The organism is Duganella aceris (genome assembly GCF_011090165.1).
In the GTDB taxonomy this organism is placed as follows: Bacteria; Pseudomonadota; Gammaproteobacteria; order Burkholderiales; family Burkholderiaceae_D; genus Rugamonas; species Rugamonas aceris.
Genome location: NZ_JAADJT010000008.1, coordinates 106,565 through 125,129 on the forward strand (window position 1 = coordinate 106,565; position 18,565 = coordinate 125,129).

Below are 18,565 nucleotides of genomic sequence, written 5' to 3' on the forward strand. Positions count from 1 at the left end.
TATTGAACTGTTCGGTTCAATAAATATTCCACTATTCCGTACAAAGGATGTAACATGAAACTCAGCGGAAACACTATCCTCATCACCGGTGGCACCTCGGGCATCGGCCGCGCCTTGGCCGAAGCACTGCACAAGCTGGACAATCAGGTCATCATCTCCGGCCGCCGCAAGGCGCTGCTGGACGAGGTGACGGCCGCCAATCCGGGCATGAAGTCGATCGAGTTCGACGTCGGCAGCGCCGCCGCCATCAAGGTCGCCGGCGCCAGGCTGATCGCCGATTTCCCCAAACTGAACGTGTTGATCAACAACGCCGGCATCATGCATATCGATAATGCCGCCGCCGAAGTCGATGAGGAGATGATGCAAAACACCATCACCACCAACCTGATGGGACCGATCCGCATGACCGGTGCGCTGATCGAGCACCTGAAGGCGCAGCCGTCGGCCACGGTGATCAATGTCTCTTCGGTGCTGGCGTTCGTGCCGATGGCGATGACCGCCGTCTACTCGTCGACCAAGGCGGCGCTGCACTCATACACGATGTCGTTGCGCTGGAACTTGAAGGACACGCCGGTCAAGGTGCTGGAGCTGTCGCCGCCGTGGGTGCAGACCGACCTGCTGAACAGCAAGGAGGAGCCGCGCGCCATGCCGTTGCAACAGTTCATCGATGAGACCATCGCCGTATTGGGCACCGACGTGACGGAGGTGCTGGTGGAGGGCGCCAAGCAGATGCGCGCCAATCCGGGGCCGAATGAATATGAATGGGTGAACCAGTTCAACGACATCCTGTCGCAGCCGGCGTAATGCGGCAGCATTTTGCAGGCTTGCAGAATCCAGTCGGCATATGCGCCCGACAGTTCGCGTAGACGGGCAGCGCTGCTTGGGCTGCCCCGCTTGCGTTGGCCTCCATGATCGCCCGGTCAGGTTGCCGATGGATTGAGTTCCTGCCTTACTTCGCGCTGGATCTCTGTGGCGATGTCGTCCGCTACATCATCCCGCACTTCATAGTCCACCGCATCGTCTGCCTGTCGCGTCGCCGCTTCGGCGGCCAAGGCCGGATGATTGAGGATGGCCATCGCGGCATTCAATGGCACCGGCTCCTCGGCTGCGGAAGTCTCCATGTCCGGCTGATCCTCCTCCGGTTCGGCCTCAGCAGCACTGTCGTCGGGCGCTGGCGCTTCATCAAGGTCGGTTGCCTGATCGTCACCAGCGGCTGCGAAACTTGCCTGTTCCACGTTGGCTTCATCGACGACCGAGGCCGTGTAACGCTTGATGATCTCGCGCTGGACTTCTCCCCAATAATGAATCATGGAGAGGTGAATTTCAGCAAGCGCGTCGCTCGCCGAGACGAGGCTCGTGCCCCAAGGCCTCAAGGAAGCCGAATACATTTCCGAATAATTCCACACGTTTTTCTCCGGTTGAAAGTTGCGATTCTTCGAAGCACAATTGCCTGGAAGTGCGAAACTGATGCCCGGCTGTGACTTTCTCTATGCATGCCAGGAATGGACAGAATGCAGTGCCGATGGGGCGGGGACGGTGCGATACCTCACACCAGAAAATCATCGGCTTAGAAAATGTTTTTATAAATCTGTAGACGACTGGTCTAATGGTTGATATAGTGGTGTCCATGAACAGCACAGCACACGCCGAAACCAGCGATGTACGGGGAAACATCCTCGCCACGGGCCAGCGCCTGATGGCAGGAAAAGGTTACTCGGCAGTCGGTCTGAACGAAATCTTGACCGATGCCGGCGTGCCGAAGGGTTCCTTCTACCATTATTTCGGTTCGAAGGATGCGTTCGGCGAGGCGCTGCTGGAGAGTTATTTCGAGGACTACCTGGCGGAGCTGGATGCCACAATGGCCCAACCGGGTCTGAGCATGGCGCAACGTCTGGTGAGTTACTTCGAGGCCTGGCGTCAGACCCAGTCGTTCTTCGATTGCCAGGGCAAGTGCCTGGCCGTGAAGATGGCGGCGGAGGTGGCGGACCTGTCGGAGGCGATGCGCCTGGCGATGAAGCGCGGCACCTCGGGTATCGTTACTCGTCTGGCGCGCGCGATCGAAGCCGGCGTGGCCGAGGGTTCGCTGGTCGTCCACGGCGACGCCGACGGCACGGCGCAGAGCCTGTATCAGTTATGGCTCGGTACCAGCGTGATGGTAAAAATAGAACGCGACGTCGCACCGTTCGAAACGGCAATGACGACGACGCGCCAGATCCTTCATCTCCCTGTTGTTTGAGGGTGGATGACCGTGCATTTCAATAGAGATGCTTTTTTTGACCCGCTTCTAGACGACCAGTCTAATAGTGGTTGTGATTGCTAACTACCTTCGGAGAACGACATGAAAAAAGTATTGATGGTCCTGACCTCGCACGACACCCTGGGCAACACCGGCCGCAAGACCGGTTTCTGGCTGGAAGAATTGGCCGCGCCTTACTACACCTTCAAGGACGCCGGCGTCGAGGTGGTACTGGCGTCGCCGGCCGGCGGCCAGCCGCCGCTGGACCCGAAGAGCAACGAGCCGTCGTTCCAGACCGACCTGACGCGCCGTTTCGAAGCCGATGCCGCAGCGAACGCGCAACTGGCGTCCACCGTGCGTCTCGACAGTGTGACTCAGGCAGACTTCGACACCGTGTTTTATCCGGGCGGCCACGGCCCGCTGTGGGACCTGGCCGAAGACCCGCATTCGATCGCGCTGATCGAGTCCTTCATCGGCGCCGGCAAGCCGGTGGCGCTGGTCTGCCATGCGCCGGGCGTGCTGCGCCATGTGAAGGCGGCGTCCGGACGTCCGCTGGTCGAGGGCAAGAAAGTGACCGGCTTCACCAACACCGAAGAGGAAGCGGTCGGCCTGACCGACGTGGTGCCGTTCCTGGTTGAGGACGAGCTCAAGGCCAAGGGCGGCGTGTACTCCAAGGGCGAAGATTGGGGCTCGTACGTCGTCACCGACGGCCTGTTGATCACCGGCCAAAACCCGGGCTCCTCGTCGGCCGCCGCCGCCGTGCTGCTCAAGCAAATCGGCTGACGTTTCGTCTCGCGGCAGTACCGGCTCGACGGCGCGGTAGTCCGGCTTGCAACATTGCTCCTTCCGCGCCGCCGAGAGGCCTGACACTGTCTACTCCGCCTTCACAGGCAATGACAAGGGTAGACAATCATGCGTTTCATTCAAACCGCCGCCGGCCTGTTGCTGGGCGCGGCGCTGTTATCGGCCGCGGCCAAGCCGGTCGACCTGCGCGCCGATGGCTGGCAGGCCACAGGCGATGTCCAGTTCTCCCGCGACGCCGCGCATCCGCAGGGCGTGATCTCGGTCAGGGGCGGCGGCGCCGTGCTGAAAGGGATGACTTTCGGCGACGGCACCATCGAATACGATATCAACCAATACGCCGACAGCAGGGGCGTCGAAGGCATCTGGTTCCGCCAGCTGGGCGAGTCCGCCGAGAGCTTTTACCTACGCCCGGATTCGGACTGTCCGGCCTCGGTCGAATGCATCCAGTATTCGCCGGTCAGTCATGGCAATGAGGAGTGGGATGTGTATCCGGAATTCCAGGCCCGCGCGCCGGTCAAGGCCAGCGGGTGGAACCACGTCAAGCTGGTGATTTCCGGGAAGCGCATGAACGTCTACATCAACGGTGAGCAACGGCCTTCGCTGGCGGTGGCGAGGCTGGCGGGCGATGCCCTGAGCGGCCAGGTGCAGCTGCGCGGCGACGCCATGTTCGCCAATCTCGATATCACGCCGGATGCGGTCGAGGGCCTTGCGCCCGAGGCGCTGATCACCGCCGCCGATACCGACCGCCGCTTTCTGCGGTTCTGGCAGGTGTCGGCGGCGACGACGCTGGCGCGCGGCGCCGAGGTCGATTATGCGCAGCGGCCGGCCGCCGACTCGCCATGGCATGCGATCAGTGCAGAGAGCAAAGGCTTCGTCAACATCGGCCGCCGCCTCGGCACCGCGCGCGGCGTGCCGGACCTGGTGTGGCTGAAGACCACCTTGCGATCGGACCGGGCGCAGGCCAAGCACGTGGCGCTGGGTTGGGCGCGGCAGATCTGGGTCTTCGTCAACGGGCACCAGGTCTACGCGGACCGCAACGGCTATTATCCGGCGTCCGCGCGCAAGCCGCCGCTGGGACGGATGGCGCTGGAGAACAGCGGCGGCGGCTTCGACCTGCCGCTGGCCGCCGGCGATAACCAGATCGAGATCGCCATCAGCAACGACCTGGGCGCAACGCGGCACTGGGGCTGGGGCTTCGAATTTCGCCTGGACGATGTCGATGGGGTTACCATGCCAGCTCCGCGATCGGCGATGTAAAAAAAACCTCATGAAAAATCTCCGCCACCGTTGGCACTGGATCGTGCCGGCGTTTTTCCTGTTCTGGACCTGCATCGGGGTGGTGTTCGCGCTGCCGTTGATGGACGGCGACGCCGGCTGGCGCCGGCCTTTGCTGGCGTCGCTGACCAACTGGTGGGCGTGGGGCGCGATGACGCCGCTGATCGTCGCGCTGGACCGCCGGCTGCCGTTCGGCAGCGCGGCGGCGGGGCGGCGCCTGTGCGCGCAGCTGGCGCTGGGTCTCGCCGCCAGCGCGTTGCACGTGTACCTGCGCGCGCTGCTGGCGGCGTCGCTAGGCGCAGCGCCATGGTCGGCGCTGGCCGATATCCATCTGCTGACGCGCGCCGCCGGGGAGGGCATGCTGTGGTCGATGCTGGTGTACGGCCTGATCGTGGGCGGCTGGTGGGCCTATCAATCGCATCACCGCTACGCCGAAGCCGAGTTGCGCATGGAGCGAATGGAGCGCAACTACACCGAGGCGCGCCTGAACGCGCTGCGCTTGCAGCTGGATCCGCATTTCCTGTTCAATACCCTCAACACGATCTCGGCGCAGGTGCAGGCCGAGCCGAAGCTGGCGCGGCAGATGATCGAACACTTGGGCGATCTGCTGCGGCTGTCGCTGGATCCGAAAAGCCGCGACGAGTTCACTCTGTCGGATGAACTGGATTTCCTCGACCTGTACTTGTCGATCCAGAAAATCCGCTTCGGCGATAAGCTGCGCGTGACGCTGGACGTCGCGCCCGAGGTGCGGCGCGCGGCGGTGCCAAGCCTGTTCATCCAGCCGCTGGTGGAGAACGCGATCCGGCACGGCATTTCGCGCCGCGCCGCCGGGGGAACGGTCGCACTCTCTGCGCGCCGCGTGGACGAGATGCTGGAGATCACAGTGCGCGACGATGGCGTCGGACTGCCGGCCGATTGGCAGCAGCGGCCGGCGGGACTCGGCCTGCGGCTGACGCGCGAGCGCATCGCCGGTTTTCATCCGGACGGAGCGACGCAGCTGACCATCGCCAACCATCCCGAAGGCGGAGCGCAGGTGACGCTGCGCTTCCCACTACAACTATTGGAGAATGTCGATGCCGCCTCATGAAAAAATGCGCGTGCTGATCGCCGATGACGAAGCGCCGGCGCGCCAGCGGCTGACCGAGCTGCTGCGCGAGGATCCGGACGTCGGCGAGATCCAGCAGGCCAGCGATGGCGCCATGGCGCTGCGCATGATCCTGGAGCGGCGCCCGGATCTGCTGCTGCTTGACGTGCAGATGCCGGAGCTGACCGGCATGGAACTGATCGCGGCGCTGGGGCCAGAGCGCCTGCCGCTGACGATCTTCGTGACGGCCTACGACCAGCATGCGATCAATGCCTTCCAGGCCAACGCGCTGGACTATCTGCTCAAGCCTTTCAGCGACGAACGCATGCAGGCCGCGATGGCGCGCGCCAGGCTGCGTCTGGCGGACCGGCAGCTGCGTGAATTCGGCGAGAACGTCATGCGCATGCTCGGTAGCGGGCAGCATCAAGCGCAGCAGCCGGCGCAGGCGGCACGGCCGGATCGCTTGATCGTCAAATCGGCGCGCGCCACGCAGTTGGTGCGGATCGCCGATATCGACTGGATCGAAAGCGCCGGCGTGCATGTGATCCTGCATGTGGGCGGCAAGGAGGTGCTGCACCGCATGTCACTCAGCGAGCTGGCGGCGCAGCTCGATCCGCTGCGCTACGTGCGGGTGCACCGCTCGGTGATCGTCAACATCGACAGCATCGCGCAGCTGGAACCGCTGTCGCATGGCGAGTTCGACGTGGTGATGACGGATGGCGCGCGGCGCCGCGTCAGCCGCACTTACCGGGCCGCGCTGGAGCAGCGCCTCGGCCATTCACTTTAATCTGGAGAAATAAACTATGAAACGCATTTTCCTGGCGCTGACGCTCGCCGTCACGAGTCTGACCGGCCATGCAAGCGTCGACAGCGATACCGTCGACGTGCGGCACCTGATGGACGCTTATCACGAAGCGGTGCTTGGCCATGACGGCGAGCGGCTCGCTTCCTTGTTCCTGCCGAAAGGCGGCGTCTGGCTCAACGTGCTGTCGGAGCAGGCGTATGCCGCCGCCAGGGCGAAGTCGCCCGATGCGGTCAAGGTCAGGGTGGGCAGCTTTGCCGATTTCGCCAAGCTGGTGTCGACGTCGAAAAGCAGCTTTAATCCGATCCACAGCGATCTCAAATTGAGCAGCGATGGCACCATCGCTTCGGTGTATTTCGACTTTGTCTTCCTGATCGACGGCAAGGAGCAGAACCGGGGCAGCGAAGCGTGGCAGCTGGTGAAGGGCGCCGATGGGTGGCGCATCGCCGCGCTCATTTACTCATCCTCTCCGGCGACGAAATAAACCGACACCGCCGGCGCGCGTCATGATCGCATTGTCATTTTTTCTGAAATAGCATACATTTCAAATATGGAATAAATTTCATATTCAGAAAATAATGATTGAGGCGCCCATGAATTACCGAAATGGATACAACACCCTGCTGGTGGCGTTGGGCTTGGCCCTGCTTGCTCCGGCTGCGGCGCAACAAGGTACGCCGGCCGGTGCGGAAGCGCCGGCCGGGCAACGCGCCAAGGCGTGGACGATCAGCGACGCCATGATTCCCATGCGCGACGGCGCCAAGCTGCACACGCGGGTCTTCGTCCCGGCCAGGCCAGGGCCGGCATTGCCGTTCCTGCTGCTGCGGACGCCTTACGGCGTGGATGATTCGGAGGAGGCGCTCAATTCCCGCTACAGGGAACTGGCGGAGGACGGCTACATCTTCGCCTTCCAGGACATACGCGGCAAATTCGCTTCTGAAGGAAAGTTCGAGATGTTGCGCGCCCGGCGTGCGGCCGGCGACGCGAACGCCATCGACGAAGCCACCGATGCCTATGACAGCATCGAGTGGCTGATCAAGAACGTGCCGTCGAACAATGGGCGCGTCGGCATGCTGGGGAACTCCTATCTCGGCTGGACCACGGTCATGGCCAGCCTCGATCCCCATCCGGCGCTGAAGGCGGTCGCGCCGATGGCGTCGCCGGCGGACATGTGGATGGGCGACGATTTTCATCACAACGGCGCGTTTCGTCTCAGCTATGGCTTCGAGTATGCGTACATGATGGAGAGCGGCAAGGGCAGCGCTCAGTTCCCGTTCGACCGCTACGACACCTACAGCTGGTATCTCGCGCTCGGCGCGTTGGGCAACGTCAACCGGCGCCTGTTCAAGGACCAGATCACAAGCTGGAACGACTTCGCGGCGCATCCGGACTATGACGCCTTCTGGAAACGGCAGGCATTCTCCGCCCACGGACGGGAAACCAAGGTGCCGACGCTGAGTGTCGCGGGATGGTGGGACCAGGAGGATTTCTATGGCCCGCTGACGATCTACCGGGAGCTGGAAAAGGGCGATCGTCGGGGCTTGAATCATCTGGTGGTGGGGCCGTGGCGGCATGGCGGCGCCCGCTTCGGGCCGGGAGACGCGCTGGGTGCGATTCAGTTCGACAGCGCCACGGCCAAATACTTCCGCGAGCAGATCGAGGTGCCGTGGTTCGGCTTTTACCTGAAGGATAGGGGCGCGTTGGACCTGCCCGAGGCGCTGACCTTCGAGTCGGGCAGCAACCGCTGGCGGCGCTGGGATGCATGGCCGCCGAAGACGGGTGTCGAGCAGCGCAATCTGTATCTCGGTGCGGCGCGCTCGCTGTCGTTCTCGGCGTCGAAGAACGACGACGGCGGCCAGTTCGACAGCTACTTGTCCGATCCGGCGCATCCGGTCCCGTACCGTCACCGCCCGATCCAGGCGACCTATTTTCCGGGCGGCTCGGGCTGGTCGACCTGGCTGACCGAGGACCAGCGCTTCGTCGACGGACGGCCGGACGTGCTCAGCTGGGAGAGCCCGCCGCTGGAAGCGGATCTGACCATCGCCGGCGACATCACGGCCCATCTGTTCGCCTCGACCAGCGGCAGCGACGCCGACTGGATCGTCAAGCTGATCGATGTCTATCCGGAACATCTGAGCAGCAACTGGGCGCTGTCGGGGTATCAGCTGATGGTCGCCAATGAGATCTTCCGGGGACGTTACCGCAGGAGCTTCGAGACGCCGGAGGCGATCGCGCCGGGCGCCGTGGTCGAGTATCCATTCAGTCTGCACGCGCAGAACTACACCTTCCGCCAGGGCCACCGGCTGATGGTGCAGGTACAAAGCAGCTGGTTCCCGCTGATCGACCGCAACCCGCAGACCTTCGTGCGGAACATCTTCGAGGCCGGCGATGGCGACTTCCGGCCGGCGACGCAGCGGATCTACCGCTCGGCGTCGCACCCCTCTCACGTGACCCTTCCGGTGGTGGTATCTCCGCAGCAATGACTTGGGTCGTGATTTTCTACAACAGAAAATAATTAATAAAATTTTCTGATTGATTAATATACTGAAAAGAATATACTAATTTGAAAATTCGTTGACCGACGTGCCATTTCCAGGAGTGCATCATGTACCGAAGCGTTTTGCAACTGTCCCAGACCACGACACCCCACCGCGTGAGCGGGCAGTCGTCCGCCGGTGCGGCTCCGCGCCGCAGGGCGGTGGCGCTGGCCGTCGCCTCGCTCGTCGCGCTGACCTGCGCCCATGTCGCCGCACAGGAGACCGTCGCCGCCAGCGCCGAACAGCAGCCGGCGCTCGCCGCGACCGTCGCCGTCAGCGCCGAGCAGCAGCCGTCACCCGCCGCGACCGTCGCCGTCAGCGCCGAGCAGCAGCCGTCGGCCTCCGCGACCATCGCCGTCAGCGCCGAGCAGCAGCCGTCGGCCTCCGCGACCGTCGCCGTCAGCGCCGAACAGCAGCCGCCAGCCTCCGCGACCGTCGCCGGCAGGGCCGAGCAGCAGCCGGCCGCAGCCAGCGCCGCCCCTGCAGCCAGCGCGGCCCCCGGCGTCGGCGCCGCGATGCGGACGGACGTGGTCACGGTCACCGCCACCCGCCGCCGCGAGCCGGTGCGCGACGTGCCGTTGCGTGTTGAAACGCTGGGCGCGGAAGCGCTTGAGCGCTCCGGCGCTGCCTCGCTGACCGATTACGTCGGCACCTTGCCGGGCGTGCACGTCTCCAGCGACGGCGGTCCCGGACGCGGCCAGGTCGAGATCCGTGGCGTCGGCGTGGGCAGCGGCGGGGCGCCGACGGTCGGCACCTATGTCGACGACGTCGCCTTCGGCTCCAGCACCGGCCTGGTGGGCGAGGCGGTCGCATCGCTGGACCTCGCGCTGCTGGACCTGCACCATGTCGAGCTGTTGCGCGGTCCCCAGGGCACCCTGTACGGCGCCGGCGCGATGGGCGGCTTGCTCAAGTATGTGACCAACGATCCGGATTCATCCGGGTTCTCCGGCAAGGCCGGCCTGGCGCTTCGCCAGAGCAAAAACGGGGCGCTCGGACATGTCGAGAACGCCGTCATCAATGTACCCCTCAGCGAGGGCGTGGCGGCGATGCGGGTGGCGGCCTTCAACGAGCATGACGGCGGCTACATCAAGGCGGTCGGCCGCGCCAGCGGCGACAACGTCAACGACGGCGATACGCGCGGCGGCCGGATCTCGATGCTGTTCGATCCGAGCAAGGACCTGCGGGTGCAACTGACCGCGACCCAGCAGAACATCGAACGCAACGGCACCGGCATCGTGCAATACGACGTCGCCACCGGCCAGCCGCTGCACGGCGACCTGACCCACATGCTGTACCGCGATGAACCGTATTCGATCAAGACCGGGCTGGTGTCGGCCACCGTCGAATACAACCTGGGCTGGGCGCGGCTGAACGTGATCGGTTCGGCCCAGCGCTTCAGGGCGCAGACGCTGCTCGACGCCACCGACATCGTCGGCAGCGACGGCTTGAATTTCGGCGCGTTGGCAAACCAGACCAAGCTTGATAAACGCACTGCGGAAGTCCGGCTGACTTCCGATCGCGGCCTGGTCGAATGGCTGGTCGGCTATTACCATACCAAGGAAACCGGTATGCGCGATCAGCGCCTGTACGCCCAGCTGGTCGACAACACGGAGATGGACTTCGTGCGCTCCGGTCAACCGTCGCGTTTCGTCGAGAACGCGGTGTATGGTGACCTGACCTGGAATCCGCTGCGGGATTGGTCGTTCACGGCCGGCGCCCGCGTGGCGCGCAACAGCCAGACCTATGGCACGCTGACCAACGGCGTCAAGGACTTCGAATCCAGCGGCAAGGACAGTTCCCGGACATACCTGGCGACCGCGCGCTATGCGATCGACAAGGTCAGCAACGTGTACTTCCGCGCCGCCAGCGGCTACCGTCCGGGCGGTCCGAACCCGCCGGCCATCGATCAGAACGGCCAGGTGGTGCCGGGCGCGCCGCTGCAGTTCGATCCGGACAAGCTGTGGAGCTATGAGCTGGGCTACAAGGCGGATCTGCTGGACAAGCGGCTGTCGGTCGAGGTGGCGCTGTTCGAGATCCGCTGGGACAAGCTGCAGCAGCCGATTGCGGTTGGCGCCACTACCTTGACCGGCAATGCCGGCAAGGCCGAGTCGAAAGGGCTGGAGCTGGCGTTGCGCTACAAGCTGGATGACAATTTCACCATCGACGGCAGCCTCGCTTATACGGACGCCAAGCTGACCGAGGATGCGCCGGCGCTGGGCCTGTCCGGTTCGCGCTTGCCTAACAGCGCCAGGCTGTCCAGCAATATCGGGGCGCGCTACACGTTTGAGGCGGCCGGCAAGCCTTCCTATGCGGGCCTGACGCTGCGCCAGGTCGGCGAGCGCAACGCCGGTTTCGATTCGCCGGGGACGTCGGTGCCGAATTTCCGTTTGCCGGGGTATGCGATGGTAGATCTGCAGGCGGGTGTCGAGATTGATGGATGGGAGTTGGGGGCCTTCGTGCGTAACGTGGCCGACAAGCTGGCGCTGAGCAGCGCCGACACCGCCTTGACGGCATTCGGCGGGCCGCTGCGCGCCACCCCGTTGCAGCCGCGCACCGTCGGCATCAACCTGTCGCGGTCGTTCTGATGACGACGGCGACCGCGCGCCCGCCGGCGATCGCCGCCTGGCCGGCATGGCGGCGCGGCGTGGCGGCGGCGCTGTGCGCGGGCATGCTGTTGCCGGCGTTGGCGCAGACGCCGTCTCACGCGCCGGCCCCCGCGCCTGCCGCCGCCGCCGTGCCGTCGGCCCCTGGGCCTGCGGCCGCCACCGTGCCACCGTCTCGCGCGCCCACCACTGCCGCCTTGCCGCCGGTCCCCGCGCCTGCGGTCGCCGCAGCGCCGTCCGTTCCCGCGCCTGCGGCCTCCACCGTGCCGTCGTCTCCCGCGCTCGCCGCCGCCGTGCCGCCGTCTCGCGCGCCCGCCGCCGCTGGTCCGCCGCCGCCTGCGGCAGCTGCCGTGCCGTCGTCTCGCGCGCCTGCCGCCGCCGCTGTGTCGCCGCCGTCGAGGGCTGCGGTGGCGCTGACCGCCGCTGACGCTGAAACCTGGCTCGACGGCCTGATGCCCACCGCGTTGCGGATCGCCGGCGTGCCCGGCGCCGTGGTGGTGCTGGTCAAGGACGGCAAGCCGTTGCTGCAAAAGGGCTACGGCTACGCCGACTGGGACAAATCCACGCCGGTCGATCCCGAGTCCACCTTGTTCCGGCCGGGCTCTATCTCCAAGCTGTTCACCTGGACGGCGGTGATGCAGCTGGTCGAGCAGGGCAAACTGAACCTGGACACCGACCTCAACCGCTATCTGGATTTCAAAGTGCCTGCCTACAAAGGCAAAGCGCTGACGCTGCGCCACGTGATGACCCATACCACCGGCCTGGAGGAAGCGGGACGCGGCTTGATCGTCTACGATGCGCCCACCCCGGACCTTGGCCAGGTCCTGCAGCGCTACATTCCGCCGTATCTGTACGAGCCGGGCACCACGCAGGGCTATTCGAACTGGGCCTCCGCATTGGCAGGCTACATCGTGCAGCGGGTCAGCGGCCAATCCTTCGACGACTACATCGAACAACACATCTTCGTCCCGCTGGGCATGAAGCATTCCACGTTCCGTCAACCGCTGCCTGCGGCGCTGCGCGGCCAGATGTCGCAGGGCTATGGCAGCGTCGACGAGCAGCCCAAAGGCTATGAGGTGGTCAACCTGGCGCCGGCCGGCAGTCTGGCGGCACCCGGTGCCGACATGGGCAGATTTATGCTTGCCTACCTGGGGCAGGGCAGCCTGGACGGCCAGCAAATTCTCAAGCCGGAGACGGTCCGGCTGATGCATACGCAAATCACGCGCGGCATGCCGGACCTGAACGGCATCGGCCTCGGTTTCTACCAGCAGGACACGAACGGCCACCGCGCGCTCGGCCACGGCGGTGATGTGAACATGTTCCACTCGGAGCTGTATCTGCTGCCCGACGACGGCATCGGCCTGTACGTGTCGGTGAATTCGCCCGGCCGTCACGACCAGGGGAAATGGCTGCGCGAACGGCTGTACCAGGGATTCACCGACCGCTACCTGCCCGACCAACGTCAGGGCGCCGGCGCCGGCGTCGACATGGCCACCGCCGAAGCGCACGCTCGGATGATGGCCGGCGCCTACCGCAACACGCGGCGCGAAGACTCGACCTTCATGTCGGCGCTGCAGCTACTGAGCCCGGTACGGGTCAAGGTCGCCGAACGAGGCCAGGTCGCGATCGAGATCGGCGGCGGCCGCAATGTCTTCCGCGAGGTCAAGCCCTTCCTGTGGGAAGAGGTGCATGGCAAGCGACGCCTGCAAGCGATCGTCGAAGACGGCAAGGTCAAGCGCTGGGGCCTGGAGCCGTATGTGTTTGCCTTCGTGTTCGAGCCGGTGCCGTTCATGGCCAGCACCCCGGTGCTGCTGCTGACGCTTGGCGCGCTCGGCGTCGCAGTGCTGACGGCGCTGGCGTGGCCGGTCGCGGCGCGGGTGCGGCGCAAGCATGGCCTGGCGCGTCCCGCCCGCCCACTGACGCTGGTGCGGGTGGCGGCCTGCCTGGTGCCGGTCAGCCTCCTGCTGTGGATGCTGGCGCTGGAGGCGACCGATGGCAGCGATCCCGGCTGGCTGCTGATGCTGGCCCAAGGCGTCACCATCGTCGCTTTTGTCGGCGGACTGCTGGCCAGCGCATGGCATGTGCGCAGCGTGTTCGCCGGCGCCGGCGCCGATGCCGGCGGCGGCAGGGCGGCGCGAGCGCTGGCGGCGCTTTGGCTGCTGTCCTTCGTGGTACTGGTGGCGGTGGGTGCCTGGCACCACCTGCTGAGCTTCAATCCCAATTATTGATATGGACCGAAAGATCACCCGATGAACGCACGCAGCCAACTCTTGTCCCTGTTCACCACCGCCGCCGTACTCTGCGCGTGCGCGGTCCCCGCCGCGTCGGCGCAGAAGGCGCCCACCGACCTGGTCGCCGCGCCCGTCCCCGGCGCCGCCGTCCCGGCCAACGTCGCGCCTGCGGTCGCGGCGCACCCGCTGGAGGCCGCCGACCTGACGGCCTGGCTCGATGGCCGCGTGCCCTATGCGCTGAAGACCGGCGACATCGCCGGCCTGACGCTGGTCGTGGTCAAGGACGGCAAGGTGCTGCTGCAGAAAGGCTACGGCTACGCCGACGTCGCGGCCAAGGTGAAGATGGATCCGGAACAAAGCCTGGTGCGTCCCGGCTCCACCTCCAAGCCGTTCACCTGGACCGCCGTGATGCAGCTGGTCGAGAAGGGCAAGATCGACCTGGACCGCAACGTCAACGACTATCTCGATTTCAAGATCGAGGAGAAGTTCGGCAAGCCGATCACCATGCGCCACTTGATGAACCACCGCGCCGGCTTCGAAGAAGGCCTGAAGGACTTGCTCAGCTACGACCCGGCCCGTTCGCCGACCACCGAGCGCTACCTGAAGGACCATCCGCGCCCGATGCTGTTCGAACCGGGCAAGGTGCCGGGCTATTCCAACTACGGCGTGGCGCTGGCCGGCTACATCGTGCAGCGCGTGTCGGGCGAGCCTTTCGAGGCCTACGTCGACCGCCATATCTTCCAGCCGCTGGGAATGCGTCATTCGACCTTCGCACAGCCGGTGCCGAAGAACCTGCCCGGCCTGATGTCCAAGGGCTACGACACCGCCAGCGGACCGCCGTCGGAATTTGAAATGGTCATCACCGCGCCCGCCGGCTCGCTCACCACGACGGCGGCCGATATGTCGCGCTTCATGCTGGCCCACTTGCAGCAGGGCAGCCTGGACGGCGCGCAGATCCTGACGCCGGCCACCACGGCGCTGATGCACAGTCCCACCGAAGACGCGGACCCCGGCTTCGGCGTGATGGCGCATGGCTTGTTCCACGAGTCACGCAACGGCCACAAGGTGATCGGCCATGGCGGCGACACCATCGTCTACCACACCGAGATGCAACTGCTGCCCGACGATGGCGTCGGCATCTTCTTCACCTACAACAGCCGTGGCAAGGACGCGGCAGTGTACGCGGCGCGCAAGGAACTGTTCGACGGCTTCATGGACCGCTACTTCCCGGCGCCGCCGAGCGTGCAGCCACCCACGCTGGCCTCCGCCGCCACCGACGCCCGGCGCATCGCCGGCCGCTATGAAGGTTCACGCCGCGTCGAACACGGTTTCCTGACCGTGCTGTACCTGCTGCAGCAGACGGTGATCACCGCCAATCCGGACGGCACCGTCAGCGCGCCCGAGCCGACCGGCGGCAGCGCGACCTACCACGAAGTCGGTCCGCAGCTATGGCGCGAGGTCGGCGGCACGCAGTTGATGGCATTGAAGGAGATCGATGGCGTCAAGACCGTGATCAACAGCGACAACCCGATTTCGGTGTTGCAGGAAGCGTCGTTCGCACGCTCGGCGCCGCTGAACCTGACCCTGCTGGTGTTCTCGACGCTGGTGTTGCTGGCGACGCTGGCGGCGTGGCCGCTCGGCGCGCTGATGCGCCGCGCCGACCGCGCCACCAGCGGCGCCTCGGTCGAGCAGCGGCGCCTGCGCCGCGTGCAACGCATCGCCGTCGCCGTCAGCGTGGTTTATTTGCTGGCCTGGTTCCTGCTGATCAAGCCGGTGCTCAGCACCGACGTCGGCGTCTACAGCTACGCCATCGACTGGCTGGTCGGCCTGCTGGAAGTGAGCGGCTTGCTGGCGCTGGCCTCGGCCGGAGCCGGCGTATGGGCCGCCTGGCGCATGTTCCGCATCGACGCCTCCGGGCTGGCGCGCTGCTGGAGCGTGGTGGCGGCGCTGGCGCTGCTCGGTGTGGTCTGGCTGGGCGTGGTGGGCCAGCTGATCACCTGGAACCTGAACTACTAAGGCGGCCATGCAGCCCATGCAGCTTGCCCAGGTCGCGCCGCGCAGTGAGGGCCGCGTCCGCAACACGGCCATCGGCCTGATCGCCCTTGCGGTATTCACCGGCACGGCGGCGCGCTACGCGCTGAGCCCGATGCAGGAACTGGTCAAGGCCGACCTCGGACTTGGCGACAACCAGGTGGCGCTGCTGCAGGGCATGGCGATCGCGCTGCCCACGGCGCTGATGTCGATTCCCATCGGCCGGCTGGTCGACCGCGCCAACCGTACCCGCCTGCTGGTCGTGCTGGCGCTGCTGTGCGCGCTGGGCAGCCTGATGACCGCGCTGGCGCATGGCTTCGGCGCCACCTTCGCCGCGCGCATGCTGGTCGGCGCGGCGGTGGTGGCGGCCCAGCCGGCGGCGCTGTCTCTGGTGTCGGACCTGACCGAGCCGGCCCAGCGCGGGCGCATGATCACCGTGGTGTCGCTGGGCCAGGCGTTCGGCGGCACCGCCGCCTACATGTCGGCCGGCGCGCTGCTGGAATGGCTGCCGCGACAGGTGGCGGCCGGTGGCCTGCTGGCCGGCCTGGCGCCGTGGCGGCTGGTGCAGCTGGCGTTCGCGCTGGCCGTGCTGGCCGCGACCGTTGCGCTACTGGCGATGCGCGAACCTGTGCGGCGCGAGGCCGGTTCCGGCGCCGGCGCCGCGTCCGAGGGGCTGGGCATGACGCTGCGCGCGCTGGCGGCACATCGCCGGCTGCTGCTGCCGCTGGCGGTCGGCATGGTCAGCATCGGCATGGCGGATGCGGCGGCCGGTATCTGGGCGGTGCCGATCCTGACCCGCGTGTTTCACCAGAACCCGGCCGACTTCGGCGCCTGGCTGGGCATGCTCAATCTGGGTTCGGGCATCGTCGGCGCCATCGTCGGCGGGCTGGCGGCCGACCTCGGCCAGCGCGGCCGGGGGCCGGGCGGCGCGCTGTTGGGAGCGGCGTTCGGCGCCGCGCTGTCGGTGCCGGCCGCGCTGTTTCCGGTCATGCCGAGCGTGGGCTGGTTCGCCTTTCTGCTCGGGGTGCTGCTTGCGGCCGGCGCCTGCGTCAACATCGCGGCCACCTCGGCGGTGATGGTGTTGCTGCCGAACCGCTTGCGCGGCATCTGCATGAGCATGCTGGTCGCCATCATCGGCCTGGTCGCCTTCGGCATCGCCCCGTTGTTGGTGAGCTTTTCCGCGCATTGGTCGGCGCGCGGCGGCGATCTCACCGCGCCGCTCGCGGTGGTCGGGGTCGCAACCAGCCTGGCCGCCGTCGCGGCCTTCGTGCGGGCGATGGCGGTGGTCCGTGATTTCAAACAGGAAGAATCGACATGACTGATCAAGATTTCGATAGCGCCAGCCTTGCCGCGCTGTTCGCACCGTTCAATCGCGGCGACGCGCCGGGCATGGTGGTCGGGGTGGCGCGGCATGGCGCCACCTTGTTCCGGCGCGCCTTCGGTTTGGCCAGTGTGGAACACGGCGTCGCCAACAGCGTGCGCACGCGCATGCGCATCGGCTCGACCAGCAAGCACTTCGCCTGCCTGGCCGCGCTGCTGCTGGCCGAGGAGGGCAGGCTGGACCTCGACGTCGGCGTCCGCCGCTACCTGCCCGAATTGCCGCAACGCCGGGACGACGGGCAGGAGCCGACGCTGCGGCAACTGATGACCCATACCGGCGGCATGCGCGACAGTCTCGACGTCGGCTTCCTGGCGTCCGGGATGACGATCAAGCCGAAAGGCGAGTCGATGGCGGTGCAGCTGCGGCAGCAGGATATCAACTTCGCCCCCGGCGACAAGACCGTCTACAACAACGGCGGCTATCACATGCTGTCGCACGTGATCGCGCGGGTGGCCGGCATGCCCTTCGAGCGCTTCCTGGCCGAGCGTATCTTCACGCCGCTGGGCATGGTGGACAGCGCATCGGTGCCCAGCGATTTCATGATCCTGCCCGGCGTCGCCACGCTGCACGTGCCGCAGCCGGACGGCGGCTGGCGGCGCGGCATGTTCCCCAGCGAGGAAGTGCTGGGCGAAGGCGGTATCGTGTCGACCGTCGACGACATGTTGCGCTGGCTGGCCCACCTGCGCGCGCCCGGCATTGTCGGCGGCGCGCACAGCTGGGAGCAGATGCTGGCGCCGGCGCGGCTGAACAACGGCCTGCTCACCACCTATGCGCTCGGCCTCATGGTGGAGCAATACCGGGGCGTCGATGTGATCCATCATGGCGGCACCGTCATCGGCGGACACTGCCAGATGCTGACCGTGCCCGGCCATGGGCTGGACGTGATCATCATCTCCAACGGCGCCCAGGTCAGCTTGTTCGACCTCGCCAACCAGGTGATCGAGGCCGTGTTGGGCGAGGAGACGTTCGCGACGGCGCCGCACACGCCGGCCGCGACGGCCGATTTCGCGCCGCTGGCCGGCGCTGTCTATGCTTCGCCGTCCGGCGACCTGGTGGTCGGCTTCGCCGACGCCGACGGCAAGCTGGGACTGCTGGTCCACAATTCGCCGCCGCTCGCGTTGCGGGTGGAGCCGGGCGCACTGCAGCTGGATTTCAATCGCAGCGCGACTGGTCCGTACCGCATCGCCATCGAGCCCTCGCGGCAGGGCGACGCCGCGCCCGCGACATTGATGTTCGAAGACGCCGGTACGCCGCATCAGCTGGAACGCCTGCCGCCTCCGCCCGCGTTGGCGCAGGCGGGCGAGGCGCTGCTGGGACGCTACCTGTCGCCGGACCTGAACGCGACCGCCGCGATTGTGGCCGACGGCGAGCGCCTGTTGCTCAGGATCGCCGGCGAGTTCGGTTCCAATGTGCTCGACCTGACGCCGTATTCGGCGGAGCTGTTCGGCTGGAAGTTCGTCGGCGACCTGGCGCCGCTGGGCGGCACCTTGCGCGTCGAACGCGATGGCGGCACGGTCACCGGCGTGCGCCTGAACACCTTGCGCACCCGTCATATGTACCTGCAACGCATCGGAAGCTGAC

At 66.1% G+C, this 18,565-nt stretch carries 14 protein-coding genes; 13 read left to right on the plus strand and 1 reads right to left on the minus strand.

The features are described from left to right. The first annotated feature begins 54 nt into the window (after window positions 1-54). Window positions 55-804, plus strand: coding sequence for an SDR family oxidoreductase (locus GW587_RS18180; RefSeq protein ID WP_166105799.1), 750 nt, complete (start codon window positions 55-57; stop codon window positions 802-804). A gap of 116 nt (window positions 805-920) precedes the next feature. Here GW587_RS18180 and GW587_RS18185 read toward each other — a convergent pair whose 3' ends face one another. Beyond that, entirely contained in the window at window positions 921-1,406 is a 486-nt protein-coding gene (locus GW587_RS18185) for a hypothetical protein (RefSeq protein ID WP_166105801.1), read from the minus strand. 221 nt (window positions 1,407-1,627) lie between these two features. Between GW587_RS18185 and GW587_RS18190 the strand changes: the two genes are divergently transcribed. The 12 genes from GW587_RS18190 to GW587_RS18245 all read left to right on the plus strand — a co-directional run bounded on the left by GW587_RS18190 (window position 1,628) and on the right by GW587_RS18245 (window position 18,564). Continuing rightward, window positions 1,628-2,236 carry a TetR/AcrR family transcriptional regulator gene (locus tag GW587_RS18190; RefSeq protein ID WP_166105802.1) on the plus strand — a complete coding sequence of 203 codons (609 nt, stop codon included), beginning with the start codon at window positions 1,628-1,630 and terminating at the stop codon, window positions 2,234-2,236. Window positions 2,237-2,338: 102 nt separating this feature from the next. After that, entirely contained in the window at window positions 2,339-3,019 is a 681-nt protein-coding gene (locus GW587_RS18195) for a type 1 glutamine amidotransferase domain-containing protein (RefSeq protein WP_166105804.1), read from the plus strand. A gap of 129 nt (window positions 3,020-3,148) precedes the next feature. Beyond that, window positions 3,149-4,297 (plus strand): LamG domain-containing protein, encoded by a 1,149-nt coding sequence (locus GW587_RS18200; RefSeq protein WP_166105806.1) that lies wholly within the window; start codon window positions 3,149-3,151, stop codon window positions 4,295-4,297. Window positions 4,298-4,307: 10 nt separating this feature from the next. Next, entirely contained in the window at window positions 4,308-5,402 is a 1,095-nt protein-coding gene (locus tag GW587_RS18205; protein ID WP_166105808.1) for a sensor histidine kinase, read from the plus strand. Next, window positions 5,389-6,186 carry a LytR/AlgR family response regulator transcription factor gene (locus GW587_RS18210; RefSeq protein ID WP_207393549.1) on the plus strand — a complete coding sequence of 266 codons (798 nt, stop codon included), beginning with the start codon at window positions 5,389-5,391 and terminating at the stop codon, window positions 6,184-6,186. The genes GW587_RS18205 and GW587_RS18210 overlap by 14 nt, the downstream gene beginning before the upstream one ends. A gap of 16 nt (window positions 6,187-6,202) precedes the next feature. Continuing rightward, a complete protein-coding gene (locus GW587_RS18215; protein WP_166105812.1) occupies window positions 6,203-6,685 on the plus strand; it encodes a nuclear transport factor 2 family protein in 483 nt (160 codons plus the stop codon). A 109-nt stretch (window positions 6,686-6,794) separates the two neighbouring features. Further along, the gene (locus GW587_RS18220) at window positions 6,795-8,684 is read left to right on the plus strand and encodes a CocE/NonD family hydrolase (protein ID WP_166105814.1); all 1,890 of its coding nucleotides are present in this window, start codon (window positions 6,795-6,797) and stop codon (window positions 8,682-8,684) included. Between the two features lie 122 nt (window positions 8,685-8,806). Next, entirely contained in the window at window positions 8,807-11,323 is a 2,517-nt protein-coding gene (locus tag GW587_RS18225; RefSeq protein WP_166105816.1) for a TonB-dependent receptor, read from the plus strand. Next, window positions 11,323-13,569, plus strand: a complete 2,247-nt coding sequence (locus GW587_RS18230; protein WP_166105818.1) for a serine hydrolase domain-containing protein — start codon at window positions 11,323-11,325, stop codon at window positions 13,567-13,569. Before GW587_RS18225 ends, GW587_RS18230 begins: the two co-directional genes overlap by 1 nt. A 21-nt stretch (window positions 13,570-13,590) precedes the next feature. Next, window positions 13,591-15,588 (plus strand): serine hydrolase domain-containing protein, encoded by a 1,998-nt coding sequence (locus GW587_RS18235; protein WP_166105820.1) that lies wholly within the window; start codon window positions 13,591-13,593, stop codon window positions 15,586-15,588. A gap of 7 nt (window positions 15,589-15,595) precedes the next feature. Continuing rightward, window positions 15,596-16,921 carry an MFS transporter gene (locus GW587_RS18240; protein ID WP_166105822.1) on the plus strand — a complete coding sequence of 442 codons (1,326 nt, stop codon included), beginning with the start codon at window positions 15,596-15,598 and terminating at the stop codon, window positions 16,919-16,921. Further along, the gene (locus GW587_RS18245; RefSeq protein ID WP_166105824.1) at window positions 16,918-18,564 is read left to right on the plus strand and encodes a serine hydrolase domain-containing protein; all 1,647 of its coding nucleotides are present in this window, start codon (window positions 16,918-16,920) and stop codon (window positions 18,562-18,564) included. The genes GW587_RS18240 and GW587_RS18245 overlap by 4 nt, the downstream gene beginning before the upstream one ends. The last annotated feature ends 1 nt before the right edge of the window (window position 18,565 follow it).